This is a genomic window from Sphingomonas sp. JC676 (assembly GCF_014489075.1).
Classification (GTDB): Bacteria; Pseudomonadota; Alphaproteobacteria; order Sphingomonadales; family Sphingomonadaceae; genus Sphingomonas.
Genome location: NZ_JACTGR010000001.1, coordinates 765631 through 784445 on the forward strand (window position 1 = coordinate 765631; position 18815 = coordinate 784445).

Genomic DNA, 18815 nt, shown 5'->3' on the forward strand with positions numbered 1-18815 from the left:
GAGAGGATAATGGCTCGATTGTTCCGCTGGCTGGCGCTGGTCCTGCTGATCGGCGCCGCGGCCGAGGCCAAACCGGGCGAGCGCTGGGTCGCGGCCTGGGGCACCTCGCAGCAGATTCCCGAAACTGCCAATGCGCTGCCGAAGGAAGACCTGACCGACGCGACATTGCGCCAGATCGTCCGCATCCAGGTTCCGGCGGGCAAGCTGCGCGTGCGCTTCTCCAATGCGTTCGGCACCGCGCCGCTCCGGATCGATGCCGCGACGATCGCGCGATCCGCCGATCCGACGACCTCGCGGGTGGATGCCGCCAGCGTGAAGACGCTGCGCTTCGGCGGTGCGGCGGCGGTGATCATCCCCGCGGGTGCCGACTATTGGTCCGATGCTGTCGACCTGCCGGTTCCCGCCGGCGCCGATCTCGCCATCTCGATCCATCTGCCCGACGCGCCTGCGCAGCAGACCGGCCATCCGGGCTCGCGCGCCACCTCCTATACGCTGCATGGCGATCATACCGGCGATGCCGAACTCACCGGCGCCAAGACCGCAGTCCACTGGTACCAGCTCGCCGGGATCGAGACCGTCTCGGCACGCGGATCGGCGGTGGTGGTGCTCGGCGATTCGATCACCGACGGCTCGGGCGTCCAGCCCGATACCAACAAGCGCTGGACCGACGGGCTCCAGCTCCGGCTGCGCGCGGCGCCGGGGCTCCAGGGCATGGCGGTGCTCAACGCGGGCCTGGGCGGCAACCGCCTGCTCAACGACGGGCTCGGCCCCAACGTGCTCGCCCGGTTCGACCGCGACGTGCTCTCGCCGCCGGGCGTGACGCATCTGATCATCCTCGAAGGCGTCAACGATCTGGGCACGCTCACCCGCGATGCGCCGGTATCGCCCGAAGCGCATGCCGCGCTCGTCGAGCGGATGATCGGCGCCTATCGCCAGATGGTCGCCCGCGCCCGTGCGCACGGCATCAAGGCGATCGGCGCGACGATCCTGCCTTATGGCGCCTCTGCTTATTATCACCCCGATGCGCAGAACGAGGCCGATCGTCAGGCGGTCAACAAATGGATCCGCACCCCCGGCAATTTCGACGGGGTGGTGGATTTCGACGCGGCGATGCGCGATCCCGCCCAGCCGACCAGGCTGCGCAAGGACTATGACAGCGACGGCCTGCATCCTTCGATCACCGGCTATCAGGCGATGGCGGGGGCGGTGCCGCTCGCGCTGCTGCGCTGAGGCGGGCAAGCTGCTTCGTTCGGGTCAGGCCGGCACGGGCGTGCGCTGGATCATCCCGCTCGCAAGCTTTACGCTGAGCTCGGCAAGATGGTCAAAGCGCGCCTCATGATGCGCCATGCCCTGGCTCAGCGAACGCAGTTCCGGTTCCAGTCCGGGAAGTTCCGCCTCGGGCAGCAGCAGCTCGATGACATCCCAGCGGGACCAGCCCTCCAGAGGCGCTATTCCTAGCACCTGGCCGCGCCGGCTGGTCGCCGCCGACGTGATCCGCGACACGGCACTGCCCGGCGCGTGGATGGTCACGTGCGCAACCGGTTCGAGCAGATAGGGAGCGGCTGCAGCCAGGGCTTCCGCCATCGCTATCCGGCCGGCGGTGCGAAAGGCGAGTTCCGAGCTGTCGACGCTGTGATAGGAACCATCGATCAGCGCGACCGCGACATCGACAACCGGAAAGCCGAACGGCCCGCGCATCATCGCATCGCGCACCCCCTGCTCGACCGCCGGAATCCATTGCCGGGGAATGGCGCCGCCCGTGATCTTCTCTTCGAAGCGGAAGCCCTCGCCACGCTCCACCGGGCGGATCTCGATGATGACGTCGCCGAACTGGCCGTGCCCGCCGGATTGCTTCTTGTGGCGGCCGTGCTGCGTCACTGCCTTTCGGATCGTTTCCTTATAGGCGATCGCAGGCGGGCGCACCGATATCGCGACGCCATAACGGCGCTTCAATCGAGCCTGCACGACGGCCAGATGCTCGTCATTGAGGCCATGAAGCAGCGTCTCGCGCGTCGCTTCGTCGAGCCCCCAATGCAAAGCGGGGTCCTCCTCCACCAGCCGGTTGAGCGCGGTCGACAGGCGCACCTCGTCCTTATGGTCCTCGACGGCGATCGCCAGCGCGCAATTGGTCACCGGCCGCCGCATCGAGGGCGCGGCGGCATGCGCCCGACCTGCCGTGCCAAGCCGATCGCCCGCCTGGACGGCATCCACCTTGGCAATGCCGACAATGTCGCCCGGTTCGGCGCGAACGATCTTGGTCGTTGCCGCGCCCTGCAGCGCGAACAAGGATCCGGTGCGCGTCGGCTTTCCGTCGGCGCCGCACAGTTCTGCCCCTTCCGCGAGCGGTGCGCCGAAGATGCGCGCGAGCGCCAGCCGGCCGACGGCGCTGCCATGCGCGATCTTGAAGACCTGCGCCGCGGCACCCTCGATACCGAGCCGATCCGCGGTCAGCGCCGCGACGGGCGTGTCGTGACGCAGCATCTTGAGCAGCCGGCGGATGCCGAAGCCGTTGAGCGCCGATCCGAACAGCATGGGGACGATAAGCCCCGCCGCGGTTTCGCGCTTGAGATCTCCGAAGATGGTGTCGAAGCTCGGCGCCTCGTCGTTCAGCAACTGCTCGAGCAGCGTGTCGTCATGATCCGCCAGCTGCTCGAGCATGTGGAAGCGCGCGCCGGTCTCGTCGTTGCGGAGATGGGCGGCCAGCGGCACCTGTTCCGAGCGGCGCCCGGGCTGATAATGATAGGCGCGCTCCAGCGCGAGATCGACAAAGCCGGCGACGCGCTCGCCGGCCCGGATCGGAATCTGCCGCGCCACAAGCGCCGCGGCGCTCAATGGCTGGAGGGCGGCAAGCAGATCCTCGATACTGCCGCGCGCCTGATCGATCTTGTTGACGAAAAGCGCGTGCGGCAGGCCGAGCGCTTCCAGACGTCGCAAGGTCGGCTCGACCAAAGGCGCACGCGCCGGATCGGGATCGATCACGACCAGGGCCAGATCGGCCACGGCCAGCGCCATCTCCGCATCCGCCGCGAAGCCCGCCGAGCCGGGCGCATCGATCAGCGCATAGCCTTCCTTCATCCACTCGAAGCGCATCAGATTGAGCTCGGTCGAGCCACATCGCGCACGTGCTTCCGGGCTCGCGTCGCCCACGCTGCTGCCGGCATCGACCGCGCCCACCCTGGGGCAGGCGCCTGCCGCGAACAGCATGGCCTCGGCGAGGCTCGTCTTGCCCGTGCCGGCGGGTCCGACGATCGCGACGGCTCTGGCGCCGTGGACAGTCCCATCCATATCGCTCTCCTCCCGCCTGCCTGTATTCCTTGCTGGAAATGGCGTGCTGGGGCCGGGAGGATCAACCTCTGCGCGCGCGAACGCAAGATCGTTCAGGCCCGAATATTCGTCGACGCATCCTTATTCAGGGCAGAGGGCAGGGCTGGCGCTGCCTCCGCTTTCCGAGATCCATGCTAGAACAGCTCGCCCTGCGGACCGGCGGGCGGGCGGAACAGGTCCGTTCGCAGCCGTAGCCTCTCGCCGTCCAGCCCATATTTCCGCGCTGCTTTCATGAAGCGCGTCCGCAGCAGTTCCGCCCAGGGCCCTTGCCCGCGGAAGCGCGTGTGGAAATTGCCGTCATTGTCCTTGCCGCCGCGGATCGATTGGATCGTCGCCATCACCTTGGCCGCGCGATCGGGGAAATGCGTGTCGAGCCAGGCGCGGAACAAAGGCGCGACTTCATGGGGCAGCCGCACCGGCAGGAAGAACGCCGCCCGTGCCCCAGCTTCGGCCGCGCGCTCGAGAATATGCTCCATCTCGTGATCGGTCACCTGCGGGATCACCGGCGCGAGCGAGACGAAGGTGGGAATGCCCGCGTCGGTGAGCATGCGGACCGCCTTGAGCCTTTTCTCCGGATGCGGCGCGCGCGGCTCCACCGTCATCGCGATCTTCGGATCGAGCGAGGTGACCGACACCATCACCGCCGCCAGCCCCTTGGCTGCCATCGGCGCGAGCAGGTCGATGTCGCGCGTCACCCGATCGGACTTGGTCGTGATCGTGATCGGATGGTTGCACTCGGCGAGCACCTCGATGCAGCCGCGGGTGATCCGCCAGATCGCCTCGATCGGCTGATAGGGATCGGTGTTGGTCCCGAACGCGATCGGCCGGCACACATAGCCGCGCTTGCCCAGTTCGACGCGCAGCAGGGCAGGGGCGTCGGGCTTGGCGAACAGCTTGGTCTCGAAATCGAGCCCCGGCGACAAATCGTGATAGGCGTGGGTCGGTCGCGCGAAGCAATAGATGCAGCCATGCTCGCAGCCGCGATACGGGTTCACCGATCGATCGAAGGCGATGTCTGGCGAGTTGTTGCGGGTGATGATCGTCTTGGGTTTCTCCACCGTCACCGTAGTGCGCAGCTTGGGCGCCTCGCCGTCCACCTCCTCGCGTGCATCCAGCCAGTCGCCATCGGCTTCGCGTTCGGGCAGGTTGAAGCGCCGGCTCTCGATATTGAGGGTCGCGCCACGGACGGGGCGAGTCTTTGCCATTGCCAAAGTCTAGGCGCTCGGATAGAACATAGCAAGAACATTGGAGGATATGATGGCCCGGATCAGCTATGTCGAACTGCCCGTGAAGAATGTCGCGGGGGTGCGCGATTTCTATGCCCAGGCGTTCGGCTGGGGTTTCACCGATTTCGGTCCCGAATATGCGGCGACCACCAGCGGGGACGTCGATCTGGGGCTGAACGGCAGCACCGATCATGCGATCGCGCAACTGCTGCCGATCGTCGAGGTGGAGGATCTGGAAGCCGCGCTCGCCAGCGTAACGGCGGCGGGCGGCACGATCACCGTCCCGATCTTCGCCTTTCCCGGTGGCCGCCGCTTCCACTTCCGTGATCCCGACGGCAACGAGCTGGGCGTTTTCGTCAACGAGCCGGAATAGGGCTCAGCGCTCCATCAGGCGCGGCATCAGCTCGACGAAGTTGCAGGGCTTGTGGCGGATGTCGAGCTGGGTCGCGAGGATGCCGTCCCAGGCATCGGTGACCGCGCCGGTCGAGCCGGGCAGCGCGAAGATATAGGTGCCGCGCGCAACGCCCCCAGTTGCGCGCGACTGGATCGTCGAGGTGCCGATCGTCTGGTAGCTCAGCCAGCGGAACAGCTCGCCAAAGCCCGGGATTTCCTTGTCCCAGACACGGGCCAACGCCTCGGGCGTCACGTCGCGGCCGGTCACGCCGGTGCCGCCGGTGGTGAGGATGACGTCGACCTCCGGATCGTCGATCCAGGCATGGAGTCGTGCGACGATGGATTCGGGATCGTCCTTCACGATCGCCCGCTCGGCGAGTTCGTGCCCCGCGCCAGTCAACCGCTCGACCAGCCGGTCGCCGGAGCTGTCGTCGGCCAGGGTTCGTGTATCCGAAACCGTCAGCACCGCGATCCGCACCGGGCGGAACGCAATGCTCTCGTCAATTGCCACCGGCGACCTGCGCCGGCACCGCGCGCGCGCTCAGCGTTACCGCGGGAGCTTCGTCACCGGGCACCGGTTCGGCGCGCAGCACGGGAGCAGGGGGCACGAACGCGGGTGCGCGGCGCGTCTGGAGCTTGATCGAAGACGAGCCCGGCATTCCCGGGAATTTGGGCCACAGCCCCTGCGCGAGCGCGGCGCGGCTCACCGATTTGCGGCCGTCCTTCTGCTCGTACATCCAATAGTTGCGCAGCACCGTCATCACATAGCCGCGCGTCTCCCAATAAGGGATGCTCTCGATATAGAGAAGCGGATCGCCACCGTCGCGGGACATGCTGTTCCACAGCTGCACCGGCGAGGGGCCCGCATTGTACGCGGCGATCACCTTGGGCAGCAGCCCCTGGGTGAAGGGCTGGTCGCGCAGCTGCTCGAGATAGGACTGGCCGATCTCCATGTTGACTGACGGCTTGGTGAGATCGGACGCGGCATAGGTCACGCCGCGCTTGCGACCCACATCGATCGCGGCACCGGTCTTGACCTGCATCAGGCCCATCGCGCCCGCGGCGCTGCGGATCTCGGCGTTGAAGCGCGATTCCTGGAGCGTGTGGGCGAATACCAGCGCCTTGTCGACTCGCCAGCCGCCGTCGGGCGTCCAGTTGGGCGCCGGATAGCGCGCCTCCATCAGTGGATGCGCACCGGCGGGGCCGTTATGCGACAGCCAGAGCTGGGTCGAGGGGAGGCTCAGCAGTCCGGCCACGCGGATGAGCGCGCCATGTTCACCCGGATTGCAGAACTTGGCCTGGTGGCGCAGCACTTCGTCGGCCAGTGCATTCTCGCCGATCTCGACCAGCGCCGCGGCGACGCGGACGTTCGGTCGGAGCCGCAGCGTCTTCCAGTCCTCGGTGACGAAGTCCTCGCTTTTGCTCGACTTGTCTTCCACGCCCAGCGCGGAGCGGGCGAGGAGACCATAGAAGGTCTCGTTATACTGGCTCGCGGCCTTGAGCTTGGCGGCGACGCGGTCGGGCCGGCCGCACGCCATTTCGGCGCGCGACCCCCAATAGAGGCCGGCGGAGCGCATCTCGGTATCGGCGGCGCGCGTTGCAACGCGCTCGAACGCCGCATCGGCGGTCTCGCAATCCTGCTGGCGCCATGCCGCCAGGCCCTGGACCCAATCGGCCTGGGGCGCCCAGGTGCCGGCACCGTCCTGCGCCTTGGCCGCGACGCGGCGTGCATTCGCGTCGTCGCCGGCGATGTAGTAGATCCACGCGACCTTCTGCTGCCATTCGGTCAGCGCCTCGGGCGTCAAATCGGGGGAGAATCGGTCGAGCAAAGCCTCGGCTTCCGGCCCGTTGTCGCTCTTCACATAGGGCTGAATCGCCAGCGCGATCTCGGTCGCCGCGGCATCGCTCTTCACCGAGCGCGCGCGCTGGCGCACCGGCGCCGCATCGAACCAAACGAGCCGTTGTGCGACGGGCAGCACCGGAAGATCGACTGCGCCGCGCGTCCTGGCCATGCGGGCGATCTGCTCGGCTTCGGGCAGTTCGGGCGCCTCGGCGAGGAGCGCGAGCAACGGCGTCATCTCGACCCGCGGCGAATTCTTGGCGGTGTAGAGCTCGGCGCGCGCGATCGCGTGCAGCGGGCCGGGCTTCATCGAATCGAGCTGGATCTGCGCGTCGGACCATCGGCCGGCGCGGATCGCCGCGAAGACCGCGCGATAGCCGGCGCGCTGATCGCTATCGAGCTGGTCTGGAATGCCGTCGCCGTCGCGGATCGGGGCAGGGACAGCCAAAGGCTGGGTGACGGTATGATCGCCGGGCGTGTTCAGGTCGTCGGCATGGGCAATTGCCGGGGCCGCGGTCAGCGCCGCGGCTAGGATGATACGCAGTGTCACTCGCTGGTTTCCCGGCTGAACGGAAGCAAATGCTTCCAGACAATCTGTTTGGCGGCAGCATGATCCAACAACCAGCGTGGATGATATGTCGCCAACACCCGCATAGTGACGCCCGAATGGTTAATCTCGTGTATACGATTGAAGCCGGCGGCGTCGCTCGTCTCGTCCAGCACACAACTCGTCGCCTGCCCCAGGATCAGCAACTTCTTCGGCGCGATCAGGCCCAGATGATGGCGCGCCAGCGCGACCAAGCGGGCCTGCTGCTCGGAGGGAATGCGCCCGGTCAGCGGCCGCGCCGTGGCGAGCGAGGCGATATAGACGGAGTCGCGGGAGAGGCCGACTGCGGCGAGCATCCGGTCGAGCAGCCGCCCCGATGGACCCGTCAGCAGTGCGTCCGTGTCGTCGGGCTCGGGCATGTCGGTGAAAATCGCCCATTCCGCATCGGGCGATCCTGCGGGTCGAACGCACGGCGTCATCCAACCATATTCAGGTGCGGCCTCGCTCATCCGCCACGCGATGAAAGCGTCCAGCGTATCGGGAAGCGTCTCGACCGGCGCCGCTACGGCATCCGGGCTCGGCATGGCTTCGGCGGGCGGCGCGCGGCGCGCCAGCCAGTCGCGCGGCTCCTCGTCCACCAGCACGTCGACGCCGGCATCCTGCCACCATTCGAGTGCGCTGCTGAGCGTCCTGCGCCAGTCCTGAACCGTTTCCACCCCCATACCAATGCTTTGAATCCCTGTTGACGTCGCGGTCAATCTGGCTCCATCGCGAGAGGGACAGGACGTGGCGAGGGTGCGACGACAAGCGGCCAGCGCGTCCGGAACGAGGAAAGACTAGGGGATTTGGGATGAACGAACGGGAGTCGATGCCCTTTGACGTCGTGATCGTCGGCGCGGGGCCTGCCGGGCTTTCCGCGGCGATCCGGCTCAAGCAGCTGGCGAACGAAGCGGGCGCCGAGCTGTCGGTCTGCGTGCTGGAAAAGGGCTCTGAGGTCGGCGCGCATATCATGTCGGGCGCGGTCGTTGATCCCAAGGGCCTCGACGAGCTGATCCCCGACTGGCGCGACCAGGATTGCCCGCTCGCGCGCACCCCCGTAACCGAGAATCATCACTGGTTCCTGAGCGCGAAGGGCAAGTCGGCGTTCCCCGCAATCATGATGCCGCCCTATCTCCACAACAAGGGCACCTATACCGGCTCGCTCGGCAATCTCTGCCGCTGGCTTGCCGGCAAGGCCGAGGAACTGGGCGTCGAGATATTCCCCGGCTTTGCCGCCGCCGAAATCCTCTACAACGAAGACGGATCGGTGAAGGGCGTCGCGACCGGCGACATGGGCGTGGCGCGCGACGGGCACCACAAGCCGGACTATGCGCCCGGCCTCGAGCTCCACGCGAAATACACCTTCTTCGCCGAAGGCTGTCGTGGGCATCTGACCAAGCAGCTCATCCGCAACTTCGATCTCGCCAAGGACAGCCAGCCCCAGATCTACGGCATCGGCATCAAGGAATTGTGGGATATCGACCCCGCGAAACATGTGCCGGGCAAGGTAGTCCACACCCAGGGCTGGCCGCTCGACGACGACGCCAATGGCGGCGGCTTCCTCTATCACCAGGCCGACGGCCAGGTCGCACTCGGCTTCGTCGTCTGGCTGAACTACCGGAACCCCTATCTCTCGCCCTTCCACGAAATGCAGCGCTGGAAGACGCACCCGGCGATCGCGGAGATGCTCCAGGGTGGCAAGCGCGTCTCCTACGGCGCCCGCGCGATCTCGGACGGCGGCTGGCAGGCGGTGCCCAAGCTCACCGCGCCCGGCGCGGCGCTGGTCGGGGATTCCGCCGGCTTCCTCAACGTGCCGCGGATCAAGGGCAGCCACACCTCGATGAAGAGCGCGATGATGGCCGCCGAGGCCGCCTTCGCCGCGCTCCAGGCCGGCCGCAGCGCTGACGAGCTTACTGCCTATACCGAGGCCTATGAGGCCAGCTGGGTCTACAAGGAGCTGCGCGGCGTCCGCAACGTCGCGCCTCTGGTCAAGAAGTTCGGCGATGTCTGGGGCACTTTGCTGGCAGGCACTGCGATGTGGATGGAGCTGCTCGGCCTGCGCTGGCCCTTCACGATGAAGCTCCATCCCGACAATGAAAGCCTGCGCCGCGCCGATCAGTCGAAGCCGATCGAATATCCCAAGCCCGATGGCGTGCTGACGTTCGACCGACTCACCTCGGTGTTCGTCTCGAACACCAACCACGAGGAGGACCAGCCGGTCCATTTGACGCTCAAGGATCCGGAAATCCCCATTGATTACAATCTTCCGGTGTACGCCGAGCCCGCGCAGCGTTACTGTCCGGCCGGCGTGTATGAGGTAGTGGGGGAAGGCGATGATCTGCGGTTCCAGATCAACGCGCAGAATTGCGTGCACTGCAAGACCTGCGACATCAAGGACCCCACGCAGAACATCAACTGGGTGGTTCCCGAAGGAGGGGGCGGCCCCAATTATCCGAACATGTAAGCGCCTTTTTGGTTCAGCAGACGCTGAACGCGGCACCGGCCCGCTCCCCCACCCGGCCACCCAGCGCCAATATCCTATGGGTGGCCGGGTGGGGGAGCGCGCCGGTGCGGGACTAATAACGGCTCTCGCTCTGCTCGCGGCGCTGCCCGCGGTGGCGCAGCAGGATCCGGCCGACTATGTCCGCGCCCGGGCGGCGGATGCCCAGGGCGCCGCGGCGATCGCCGCCGCCGGCTATGCCAAGGCGCTGGCCGCCTCGCCCGACGACGAGGTGATCGCGCTGCGCGCCTATCGCCAGGCGCTCTCGGCGGGCGATTACAGCCTCGCCAGCAAGGCCGCGGCGGTGATGGTGCGCAAAGGCGTCGCGCCGCCCGACACTGCCGTGCTCGCCTTTTCGATTGCGCTCCACAATGGCGACCGGCTGGGCGCGCAGACCGCGATCCAGCGTATGGCCGGCGGCCCGCTCGATTTCCTCGCACCCGTGCTCGGCGCCTGGCTCGCCTTCGATCGCGGCGAGGACGGGGTGGCGTCGCTCGACAAGGCCGGCGGCAGCGGCCTCTCGCGGCGCTACACCAGCCGTCACCGCGCGCTGCTGCTGCTCGCCGCTCGCCGCACCGACGAGGCGATGGTCTCGCTGCTGCCGCTGATGATAAACCCCGACGACGACGAGGATCTGCGCATCGATGCCGCCCGGCTCCTCGCCGCGACTGGCGAGCGCGACAGGGCGCGCCGGCTCCTCGACGGCGATCGTCCCGAGATCGTGGTGCTGCGCAAGCGGATGGGCAAGAGTGGCAAGGCAGACGCGGCGTTCGGCGCCTCGCGGCTGTTCCTCGGCCTCGCCCAGGATATCGCCAAGGAGGACATGCAGCCGCTCACGGTGTTGCTCACCCGATCGGCGCTGCTGCTCGATCCCGAGGACGACCGCGCCCGGCTCTACCTTGCCGAGGCCTTGTCGGAGGGCGGCTCCTCCGATCTTGCACTCGCCGTACTGAAGGAAGTGAACCGCAAGGGCCCCTTCGCGCGTGGTGCCGCCGCCGGTCGCGTAGCCGCGCTTCGTCGCGCCGGACGCGGCGCCGAGGCGCTGGCTGCCGCAAGGGCGATGGCGCACGACAGGCATGCCACCGGTGCCGATGCGCAGACCTATGGCGATCTCCTTGCCGACGATGCGCAATATGACGCCGCCGCCGCGGCCTATGCCGCCGGGCTCGATCGCCAGCAGGTCGGTGAGGAATGGTTGCTCCACTATCTCCGCGGCACCGCGCTCGATCGCGCCGGTCGCTGGGACGAGGCGCTGCCCGCGCTCCGCCGCGCCGTGCAGCTTGCGCCGATGGAGCCCCAGGCGCTCGAATATCTTGGCTATGCCCAGGTCGAGCGCGGAGAGAATCTGACCGATGCCGAGGCTTTGCTCGTCCGCGCCCAGGCGCTGCGACCCAACGATCCCGGCATCGCCGATTCGCTCGGTTGGGCCTATTACCAGCAAGGCGACGTGGCCCGCGCGCTTCCCCTGCTCGAGAAAGCGGCGCGCGTCGATCCCGGTGGCGCCCGTGCCAACGAGCATCTGGGGGACGCCTATTGGCGGCTCGGCCGGCATTACGAGGCGCGCTATGCCTGGCGCGCCGCGGCGGTCTATGCCGATCCCGCTGCCGCGGGCCGCATCGCGGGCAAGCTCGCCCGCGGGCTCACGCTCGCCGCCAATTGAAGCCATGATCACCGAGATTGCGCGCGCCAAGCTCAACCTGGCGCTCCATGTCCGCGCCCGCCGGCCCGATGGCTATCACGAGCTCGAGACCCTGTTCGCGTTCGTCGAGGACGGTGATGTGCTGCAGGTCGAGCCCGCCGATACCGATAGCTTCGCGCTGACCGGGCCCTTCGCCGCCGCGCTGGCGGGGGAGGCCGACAATCTCGTCACCCGCGCCGCCACGCGCTTCCGCGAGGCGTTCGGCGGCGGCGGCCATGCCATCACGCTCGACAAGCGCCTGCCGGTCGCCTCGGGCATCGGCGGCGGATCGGCCGACGCCGGCGCCACGCTTCGCGCGCTGGGGCGGCTGCACGGCGTTCCGCTCGGCGAGATGTTCGACATCGCCGCCGCGCTCGGTTCGGACGTCCCCGCCTGCCTGCTTGGCGAGACGGCGATCGGGCGGGGCAGGGGCGAGCGGCTGGAGCCTGTGCCCGGACTGCCCGGGATGCCGGTGCTGCTGGTCAATCCGGACGTCGCGGTATCGACAGCAGAAGTTTTCACCCGCTGGGACGGGATCGATCGCGGACCGCTGACGCCCGATCCGATGCTCGGCCGCAACGACCTCTACGCTCCGGCGCGGCTGGTGGCACCGGTGATCGAAACCGTGATGGCGTGGCTCGATGCGCAGAAGGGCGTCACGCTCGCCCGCATGTCGGGTTCGGGCGCCACCTGTTTCGCATTGTTTGACAGCAAAGCCGCGCGCGCCGCCGCGGCCGCAGGGGTGCCCCAAGGCTGGTGGCATCTCGAAACCCGCCTCGTCTGAGCCGTTTACCAATCCCCTAAAGCCGCTGTTCGCATTCGCGTGCGCATATTGTCACCAGCGGATCAGCCCGGCGCGGGACGTTCGCTGGTGGCTCGCGGTGCCGGGTGAAAGCCCCGCCCGCGCGCCATCCCCGTGACAGCGGCTCCCGGATCGGGCAGAGCCGCGCCCCATGATCCAGATCAGCCGAGACGGACCCGTGGCCACAATCGCGTTGGCGCGTCCCGAAGCCAAGAACGCACTCCCGATCGCCGCCTGGCAGGCGATCGCAGCCGCCGCGCGGGAAGTCAGTGACGCCCGCGTCGTGATCCTGCGCTCCGACGTGGTCGGCATCTTTTCCGCCGGCGCCGATGTCCGCGAGTTCGAGCAGCTCCAAGGCGAGCCGAGACTCCGTGCGCAATTCCGCGAGGCGATGCGCGAGGGGATTGAGGCGATTGCCGCTTTGCCCATCCCGGTGATCGCCGCGATCGAGGGCGGCTGCTTTGGCGCCGCGGTCGCTTTGATCCTCGCCGCCGATATCCGCATCGCCGGCGACCGCGCCGAGTTCGCCACCACGCCCGCACGACTGGGCCTGGGCTATCCGCAGGACGATGTGGCTCGCCTCCACGCGCAGGTGGGCAAAGGCGTGGCGTCGATGATGCTGTTCACCGGCGACTGGGTGAAAGCCGATGAGGCCAAGGCGATCCGCCTGGTCGATATCCGCGCCAAAAAGGCGGCCGAAACCGCGCTCGCGATCGCCCAGACCATCGCCGGCAATGCTCCCGAAGCCGTCCGCCAGCTCAAGCGCGCGCTGAATGGCCCCGCCGCCGATCTCGACCAGGCTTTTGACGATGCGTTCGGTAGCGCTGAGTTCGCCGAGGGCCTCGCCGCCTTCGGTGCGCGCCGCAAGCCGGTCTATTGATGCAGCCCGCCGCGGAAATCCTCGAGGGCAGCGCGCAGGACGTCCTCCTGCTCTGCGATCACGCCTCCAATGCCGTGCCCGACGACGTGGATCTCGGCATCGCTCCCGAGCTGCTCGATCTCCACATCGCGATCGACATCGGTGCCGCCGCGGTCACCCGTGCGCTGGCGGCGAGCCTCGGTGCGTCTGCGATCCTCGCCACCGTCTCGCGCCTCGTCATCGATCTCCACCGCGAGCCCGATCATGTCGGCCTGATCCCGCATCGGAGCGATGGCCATCTGATCCCGGGCAATGAAGGTGCCGACCGCCAGGCGCGCATCGCCCGCTTCCACGCGCCCTATCACCGCCTGATCCGCGCCCGCATCCGCGCCCGGCGCCCGAAGCTCATCCTCTCGATCCACAGCTTCACGCCCTGTCTCGAACATGGCGGCACCCCGCGCCCCTGGGAGGTCGGGGTGCTCTATAATCGCGACACCCGCGCCGCGCTGCCCGCGGTCCAATTCTTCCGCGACCAGGGCCTGATCACCGGCGACAACGAGCCCTATTCGGGCCGCCTGCTCAACGCGACGCTCAATCGCCATGCCGAAGGGCAGGGCATCCCTTCGGTCGCGATCGAGATCCGCAACGACCTGATCCGCGATCCGGCGGGCGTGGAGCGATGGAGCCAGATTTTGGCCGGCCTTACAAATTCTTTGCGCAATCATCTTGCGTAGAACGCATCTCCCGCGACATAGGCTTGCGCGTCATGACCAGCCGATTCGACAAGTCCCGCCTGCCCAGCCGCCACGTTTCCGTCGGGCCTGAGCGTTCTCCCCACCGCAGCTATTATTACGCCATGGGCATAGCCGAGGAGGATATCGCCAAGCCCTTCGTCGCGCTCGCCAGCGCCGGCAACGACAGCGCGCCGTGCAACACCACGCTCGATTTCCAGGCCGATGCCGCACGCGAGGGCGTGATCGCCGGCGGCGGCATGCCGCGCCGCTTCAACACGATCACGGTCACCGACGGCATCGCGATGGGTCATCAGGGGATGAAGTCCTCGCTGGTCAGCCGCGAGGTGATCGCGGATTCGGTCGAGCTCTCGGTGCGCGGGCATTGCTATGACGCGCTGGTGGCCTTCGCCGGCTGCGACAAGTCGCTCCCCGGCATGATGATGGCGATGCTCCGCCTCAACGTGCCTTCCATCTTCGTCTATGGCGGCTCGATCCTGCCCGGTCGCTTCCACGATCGCGACGTCACCGTGGTCGACGTGTTCGAGGCGGTCGGCCAATATGCCGCCGGCAATTGCCCGCTCTCCGAGCTGACCGCGCTGGAGAAGGTCGCCTGTCCGGGCCATGGCGCGTGCGGCGGCCAGTTCACCGCCAACACCATGGCCTGCGTCGGCGAGGCGATCGGCCTGTCGCTGCCCAATTCGAACATGGTGCCCGCGCCCTACAAGTCGCGCGAGCAGATCGCGATCGCGGCGGGCGCGCAGGTGATGGAGCTGCTGGCGATGAATCTCCGCCCGCGCGACATCTGCACCCGCGAGGCGTTCATCAACGCTGCCCGCGTCGTCGCCGCCACCGGCGGCTCGACCAACGGCGCGCTGCATTTGCCTGCGATGGCCAATGAGGCGGGGATCGATTTCGATCTGCACGACGTCGCCGATGCCTTCAAATCAACACCTTACATCGCCGATCTGAAACCGGGTGGTAGGTATGTTGCCAAGGACATGCACGAAGCCGGCGGCGTCTACATGCTGATGAAGACGATGCTCGCGGGCGGCTTCCTCGACGGCAATTGCATGACGGTGACGGGTAAGACGCTGGGCGAGAATATCGATCAGGTGACGTGGAACCCCGACCAGAAGGTCATCTATGACGTCAAGACGCCACTTTCGCCCACCGGCGGTGTCGTCGGCCTGCGCGGCACGCTGGCACCCGAGGGCGCGATCGTGAAGGTCGCGGGCATGCAGCGCCTCCGGTTCACCGGCCCGGCGCGCGTGTTCGATTGCGAGGAGGAATGCTTCCAGGCAGTCGAGAATCGCGAGATCAAGGAAGGCGAGGTCCTCATCATCCGTTACGAGGGGCCCAAGGGCGGTCCCGGGATGCGTGAGATGCTCTCCACTACCGCCGCACTCTATGGCCTCGGCATGGGCGAGAAGGTCGCCTTGATCACCGATGGCCGCTTCTCGGGCGCGACTCGCGGCTTCTGCATCGGCCATGTCGGCCCCGAGGCTGCCGAAGGCGGCCCGATCGCGCTGGTCGAGAATGGCGACATCATCACGATCGACGCCGAAGCCGGCACGATCGATCTCGAAGTGGCACAGGAGGTCCTCTCCGAACGTCTCGCCCGCTGGGAGCCGCGGGTGAACGACTATCAGTCCGGCGCGCTCTGGCGCTATTCCCGTACCGTCGGCCCCGCCTATAAGGGCGCGGTGACACACCCGGGAGCCAGCGCCGAACGCCATGTCTACGCGGACATCTGATCTGAATGCCCTCTCCCGCTCGCGGGAGAGGGTGGCCGAGCAACGCGAGGCCGGGTGAGGGTGAGTCGTGGCCTCATGCATAAAGCTCGTGGACCGCACACACCCTCACCCCGGCCCTCTCCCGCAGGCGGGAGAGGGAGAGTCTGTGTGATGCTCCTTGCGCTGAGCCTCACCGCCTGCGGCGTCCAGGTCCGCGACAAGGCGACCGAGGCCAAGGCGCAAAGCCATGAAAAGGCGATCGAGCATGCCGAGGGCCGCATCGAATGCGCGCCCGAGGGCGCCGAGCAGTTCGCTTATGTCTGCGCAATCGATCGCGTCCAGTCGCAGGACGGACTGTTCCTCACCGTGCGCCAGCCCGATGGCGGGTTCCGCCGTCTGCTAGTCACCACCGACGGGCGCGGCGTGATCGCCGCCGACGGCGCCGAGCAGGCGGTGGTGATGCCGCTCCCGCCCAACCGCATCGAAGTCGCGATCGGCGGCTCGCGCTACCGGCTCCCCGCCACGGTGCGTGGAGCCGGCAAGTGACCATCCCCGCCGGTGCGCCGATCGTCACCGCCGCGCAGATGCGCACGGTAGAGGAAGCGGTGTTCCGCACCGGCGTCTCGCAGGACGCGCTGATGGAGCGGGCAGGGGAAGCCGTCGCCCGCGAGGCGGCGCGCTTCGCAATGGGCAGGCCGATCCTGATCCTCGCCGGCCCGGGTAACAATGGTGGCGACGCCTATGTCGCCGCGCGCCTGCTCAAGGCCGAGGGACATGAGGTCACTTTGGTCGCGACGGGCGAGCCCAAACCGGGCGCGGCACAGCGCATGCACGCCCAATGGGACGGGCCGACCAGCTCGCTCTACGCCGCCCGCCCGCGACCACTGCTGGTCGACGGCCTGTTCGGCACCGGGATGACGCGTCCACTCGAGCGTGGTCTTGCGGCGGTCTTCACCGAGCTCTGTCGCGGCGCGGATTTCACCCTCTCGATCGACGTCCCCTCCGGCATCGACACCGACACCGGCGCCAATCTCGGGGCGCCGCACGGGATCGGCGCTACACTGGCGCTGGGCGCGCTCAAGCCCGCGCATCTGCTCGATTATGGCCTGGAAGCCTGTGGCCACGTCCTGCTCGCCGATATCGGCATTCCGGTCGATACGCACTGGCGCAGTGTTGCGCGGCCCATTCTGGCTGCGCCGGGCCCCAACAGCCATAAATATACCCGCGGCCTCGTCGCCGTGGTCGAAGGCAGCATGCCTGGCGCTGCGCGCCTCGCAGCGCGCGCCGCGATGGCGGGGGGAGCGGGCTATGTCGTCCTCGCCGGCGTCGATCCCTGGAATGGCGGCCCGGACGCGCTTGTCCGCCGGGGCATCGCCACCGCCGAGGATCTTGCCGAGTTCCTTGCCTGGGACCGGATCGACGCGGTGGTGCTCGGGCCCGGGCTGGGCCGCGACCGCCGGGCCGAAGCCTATGTCCGCGCCGCCTTCGCCTGCGACAAGCCGCTGGTGCTCGATGGCGATGCACTGAGCCTGCTCGCCTCCGGCGCGACGCGCAGCCTCCAGGCCCGCACCGCGCCCACCTGGCTCACCCCGCATTCGGGCGAGTTCGACCGCATGTTCGAAGGCGAGGGGAGCAAGATCGATCGCACGCTCGCCGCCGCTGCCGCCACCCGCGCGACGATCCTCCACAAGGGCTCCGACACCGTGATCGCCGATCCCAAAGGCGAGGTTCGCGTGCTTGCCCGCGCTTCGTCCTGGCTCTCCACCGCGGGCACCGGCGACGTCCTTGCCGGCCTGGTCGCGGCGCAGGTCGCCGGGGGCGGGAAGGGCGTCGGTCCCGCCGAAGCGGCGTCATGGCTTCACGGTCGGGCGGCACAGCTTGCAGGTCCCGCCTTCATCGCCGATGGGCTGATCGACCGAATCCCAGAGGCCATCGCCGAATGCCTGTAATCGAAGACGAAATCGTTCGCGTTGCCGCGCGTGGCGATGGCGTCACCGCCGATGGCCGCCACGCGGCGTTCGCCGCGCCGGGGGATCACCTCACCCCTGAAGGCTTGGTCATCCCCGGTCCGCACCACCAGCAGCCTCCGTGCCGGCATTTCCCCGAATGCGGCGGCTGCCAGCTCCAGCATCTCGACGATGCCAGCTGGGCCGGCTTCATCACCGATCGCGTCACCGCCGCTTTGGCCGCGCACGGCCTGAAGACCGAGATCCGGGCGCCCATGCTCTCGCCCGAGCGGACGCGCCGCCGCGCGACGCTCCACGCCGAGCGTCGCGGCCGCCAACTCCGCCTCGGCTTTACCGAGCCGGGCAGCCACAAGCTGATCGACCTCGAGGAATGCTGGATCCTCGATCCGGCGCTGTTCGCGCTGCTCAACCCGCTGCGTGGCTTGCTCTCGGCGCTCCTGCCCGGCGCGCGTCGCGTCAATGTCCATCTCGCGATCACCGATCAGGGGCCGGATGTGCTGATCGACGGCATGGAAGCCGAGGGACTCGCGGCAGCCGAGGCGATCACCGCCTTTGCCGGGCGGCACAAGCTCGCGCGCCTTGCATTGGACGAGGGCTTCGGCCCCACCGCCCGCTGGGAGCCCGATCCGGTGACGATCACGCTGGGCGGCGTCCCGGTGCCGTTTCCCAGCGGCAGTTTCCTCCAGGCGACGCCCGAGGGCGAGGCAGCCCTGGTCGCCGCTGTGCGTGAAGCGGTTGGTGGTGCGAGCACCGTCGCCGATCTGTTTGCCGGCCTGGGCACCTTCACCTTCGCCTTTCCCAATGCCCGGGTCTATGCCGCCGAGGCCGCGCGCGATCCGATCTTCGCGCTCAAGGCCGCTTCCGGCAGTCGCCAGCTTCAGGTCTTCGCCGATCACCGCGACCTGTTCCGCCGCCCGGTCACGGCTGCGGACCTCGACAAGTTCGATGCGGTCGTCCTTGATCCGCCCCGCGCCGGCGCCCGTGAACAGACAATCGAACTGGCCGCGTCCAAGGTCCCATTGATCGCATATGTATCGTGCAATCCGAGCACCTTTGCGCGCGATGCCGAGACCTTGTCTCAAGGCGGGTATCGCCTCGATTGGATCCAGCCGGTGGGGCAGTTCCGCTGGTCGACCCATGTCGAGCTGGCGGCGAAGTTCAGCCGTTGATGTC

General features: G+C 68.0%; 16 protein-coding genes. 11 read left to right on the plus strand and 5 right to left on the minus strand.

Annotation, left to right across the window (positions count from 1 at the left end):
* Positions 1–9 precede the first annotated feature (9 nt).
* Positions 10–1230 (plus strand): SGNH/GDSL hydrolase family protein, encoded by a 1221-nt coding sequence (locus tag IAG41_RS03530; protein WP_187727175.1) that lies wholly within the window; start codon positions 10–12, stop codon positions 1228–1230.
* A gap of 24 nt (positions 1231–1254) precedes the next feature.
* On the opposite strand, the gene IAG41_RS03535 is transcribed toward IAG41_RS03530, so the two are convergent.
* On the minus strand, positions 1255–3285 hold the full coding sequence (locus IAG41_RS03535; RefSeq protein ID WP_187727176.1) for an elongation factor G: 2031 nt from the start codon (positions 3283–3285) through the stop codon (positions 1255–1257).
* 173 nt (positions 3286–3458) lie between these two features.
* The gene (locus tag IAG41_RS03540; protein WP_187727177.1) at positions 3459–4529 is read right to left on the minus strand and encodes a PA0069 family radical SAM protein; all 1071 of its coding nucleotides are present in this window, start codon (positions 4527–4529) and stop codon (positions 3459–3461) included.
* Between the two features lie 52 nt (positions 4530–4581).
* On the opposite strand from IAG41_RS03540, the gene IAG41_RS03545 reads away from it, so the two are divergent.
* Positions 4582–4923 carry a VOC family protein gene (locus tag IAG41_RS03545; protein WP_187727178.1) on the plus strand — a complete coding sequence of 114 codons (342 nt, stop codon included), beginning with the start codon at positions 4582–4584 and terminating at the stop codon, positions 4921–4923.
* A gap of 3 nt (positions 4924–4926) precedes the next feature.
* On the opposite strand, the gene moaB is transcribed toward IAG41_RS03545, so the two are convergent.
* The 3 genes from moaB to IAG41_RS03560 are packed head-to-tail and all read right to left on the minus strand — an operon-like array spanning position 4927 to position 8052.
* Positions 4927–5454, minus strand: coding sequence for a molybdenum cofactor biosynthesis protein B (gene moaB, locus IAG41_RS03550; RefSeq protein ID WP_187727179.1), 528 nt, complete (start codon positions 5452–5454; stop codon positions 4927–4929).
* Positions 5444–7333, minus strand: a complete 1890-nt coding sequence (locus IAG41_RS03555; RefSeq protein WP_187727180.1) for a transglycosylase SLT domain-containing protein — start codon at positions 7331–7333, stop codon at positions 5444–5446. Before IAG41_RS03555 ends, moaB begins: the two co-directional genes overlap by 11 nt.
* Positions 7330–8052 carry a uracil-DNA glycosylase family protein gene (locus tag IAG41_RS03560; protein ID WP_187727181.1) on the minus strand — a complete coding sequence of 241 codons (723 nt, stop codon included), beginning with the start codon at positions 8050–8052 and terminating at the stop codon, positions 7330–7332. The genes IAG41_RS03555 and IAG41_RS03560 overlap by 4 nt, the downstream gene beginning before the upstream one ends.
* A 128-nt stretch (positions 8053–8180) precedes the next feature.
* Here IAG41_RS03560 and IAG41_RS03565 point away from each other — a divergent pair, with 128 nt between their 5' ends.
* From IAG41_RS03565 to IAG41_RS03605, 9 genes are all read left to right on the plus strand, one after another.
* Entirely contained in the window at positions 8181–9833 is a 1653-nt protein-coding gene (locus IAG41_RS03565; protein WP_187727182.1) for an electron transfer flavoprotein-ubiquinone oxidoreductase, read from the plus strand.
* 88 nt (positions 9834–9921) lie between these two features.
* Positions 9922–11529, plus strand: coding sequence for a tetratricopeptide repeat protein (locus IAG41_RS03570; RefSeq protein ID WP_316251075.1), 1608 nt, complete (start codon positions 9922–9924; stop codon positions 11527–11529).
* 4 nt (positions 11530–11533) lie between these two features.
* Complete coding sequence (locus tag IAG41_RS03575; protein WP_187727184.1) at positions 11534–12331, plus strand: 4-(cytidine 5'-diphospho)-2-C-methyl-D-erythritol kinase; 798 nt, start codon at positions 11534–11536, stop codon at positions 12329–12331.
* A gap of 169 nt (positions 12332–12500) precedes the next feature.
* A complete protein-coding gene (locus IAG41_RS03580) occupies positions 12501–13229 on the plus strand; it encodes an enoyl-CoA hydratase/isomerase family protein (protein WP_187727185.1) in 729 nt (242 codons plus the stop codon).
* Positions 13229–13942, plus strand: coding sequence for an N-formylglutamate amidohydrolase (locus tag IAG41_RS03585; protein WP_187727186.1), 714 nt, complete (start codon positions 13229–13231; stop codon positions 13940–13942). The genes IAG41_RS03580 and IAG41_RS03585 overlap by 1 nt, the downstream gene beginning before the upstream one ends.
* Before the next feature lie 32 nt (positions 13943–13974).
* Complete coding sequence (gene ilvD / locus IAG41_RS03590; RefSeq protein WP_187727187.1) at positions 13975–15696, plus strand: dihydroxy-acid dehydratase; 1722 nt, start codon at positions 13975–13977, stop codon at positions 15694–15696.
* Positions 15697–15846: 150 nt separating this feature from the next.
* Complete coding sequence (locus tag IAG41_RS03595) at positions 15847–16221, plus strand: hypothetical protein (protein ID WP_222950541.1); 375 nt, start codon at positions 15847–15849, stop codon at positions 16219–16221.
* Positions 16218–17624 carry an NAD(P)H-hydrate dehydratase gene (locus tag IAG41_RS03600; RefSeq protein ID WP_187727188.1) on the plus strand — a complete coding sequence of 469 codons (1407 nt, stop codon included), beginning with the start codon at positions 16218–16220 and terminating at the stop codon, positions 17622–17624. Before IAG41_RS03595 ends, IAG41_RS03600 begins: the two co-directional genes overlap by 4 nt.
* Positions 17615–18811 (plus strand): class I SAM-dependent RNA methyltransferase, encoded by a 1197-nt coding sequence (locus IAG41_RS03605; protein ID WP_187727189.1) that lies wholly within the window; start codon positions 17615–17617, stop codon positions 18809–18811. Before IAG41_RS03600 ends, IAG41_RS03605 begins: the two co-directional genes overlap by 10 nt.
* The last annotated feature ends 4 nt before the right edge of the window (positions 18812–18815 follow it).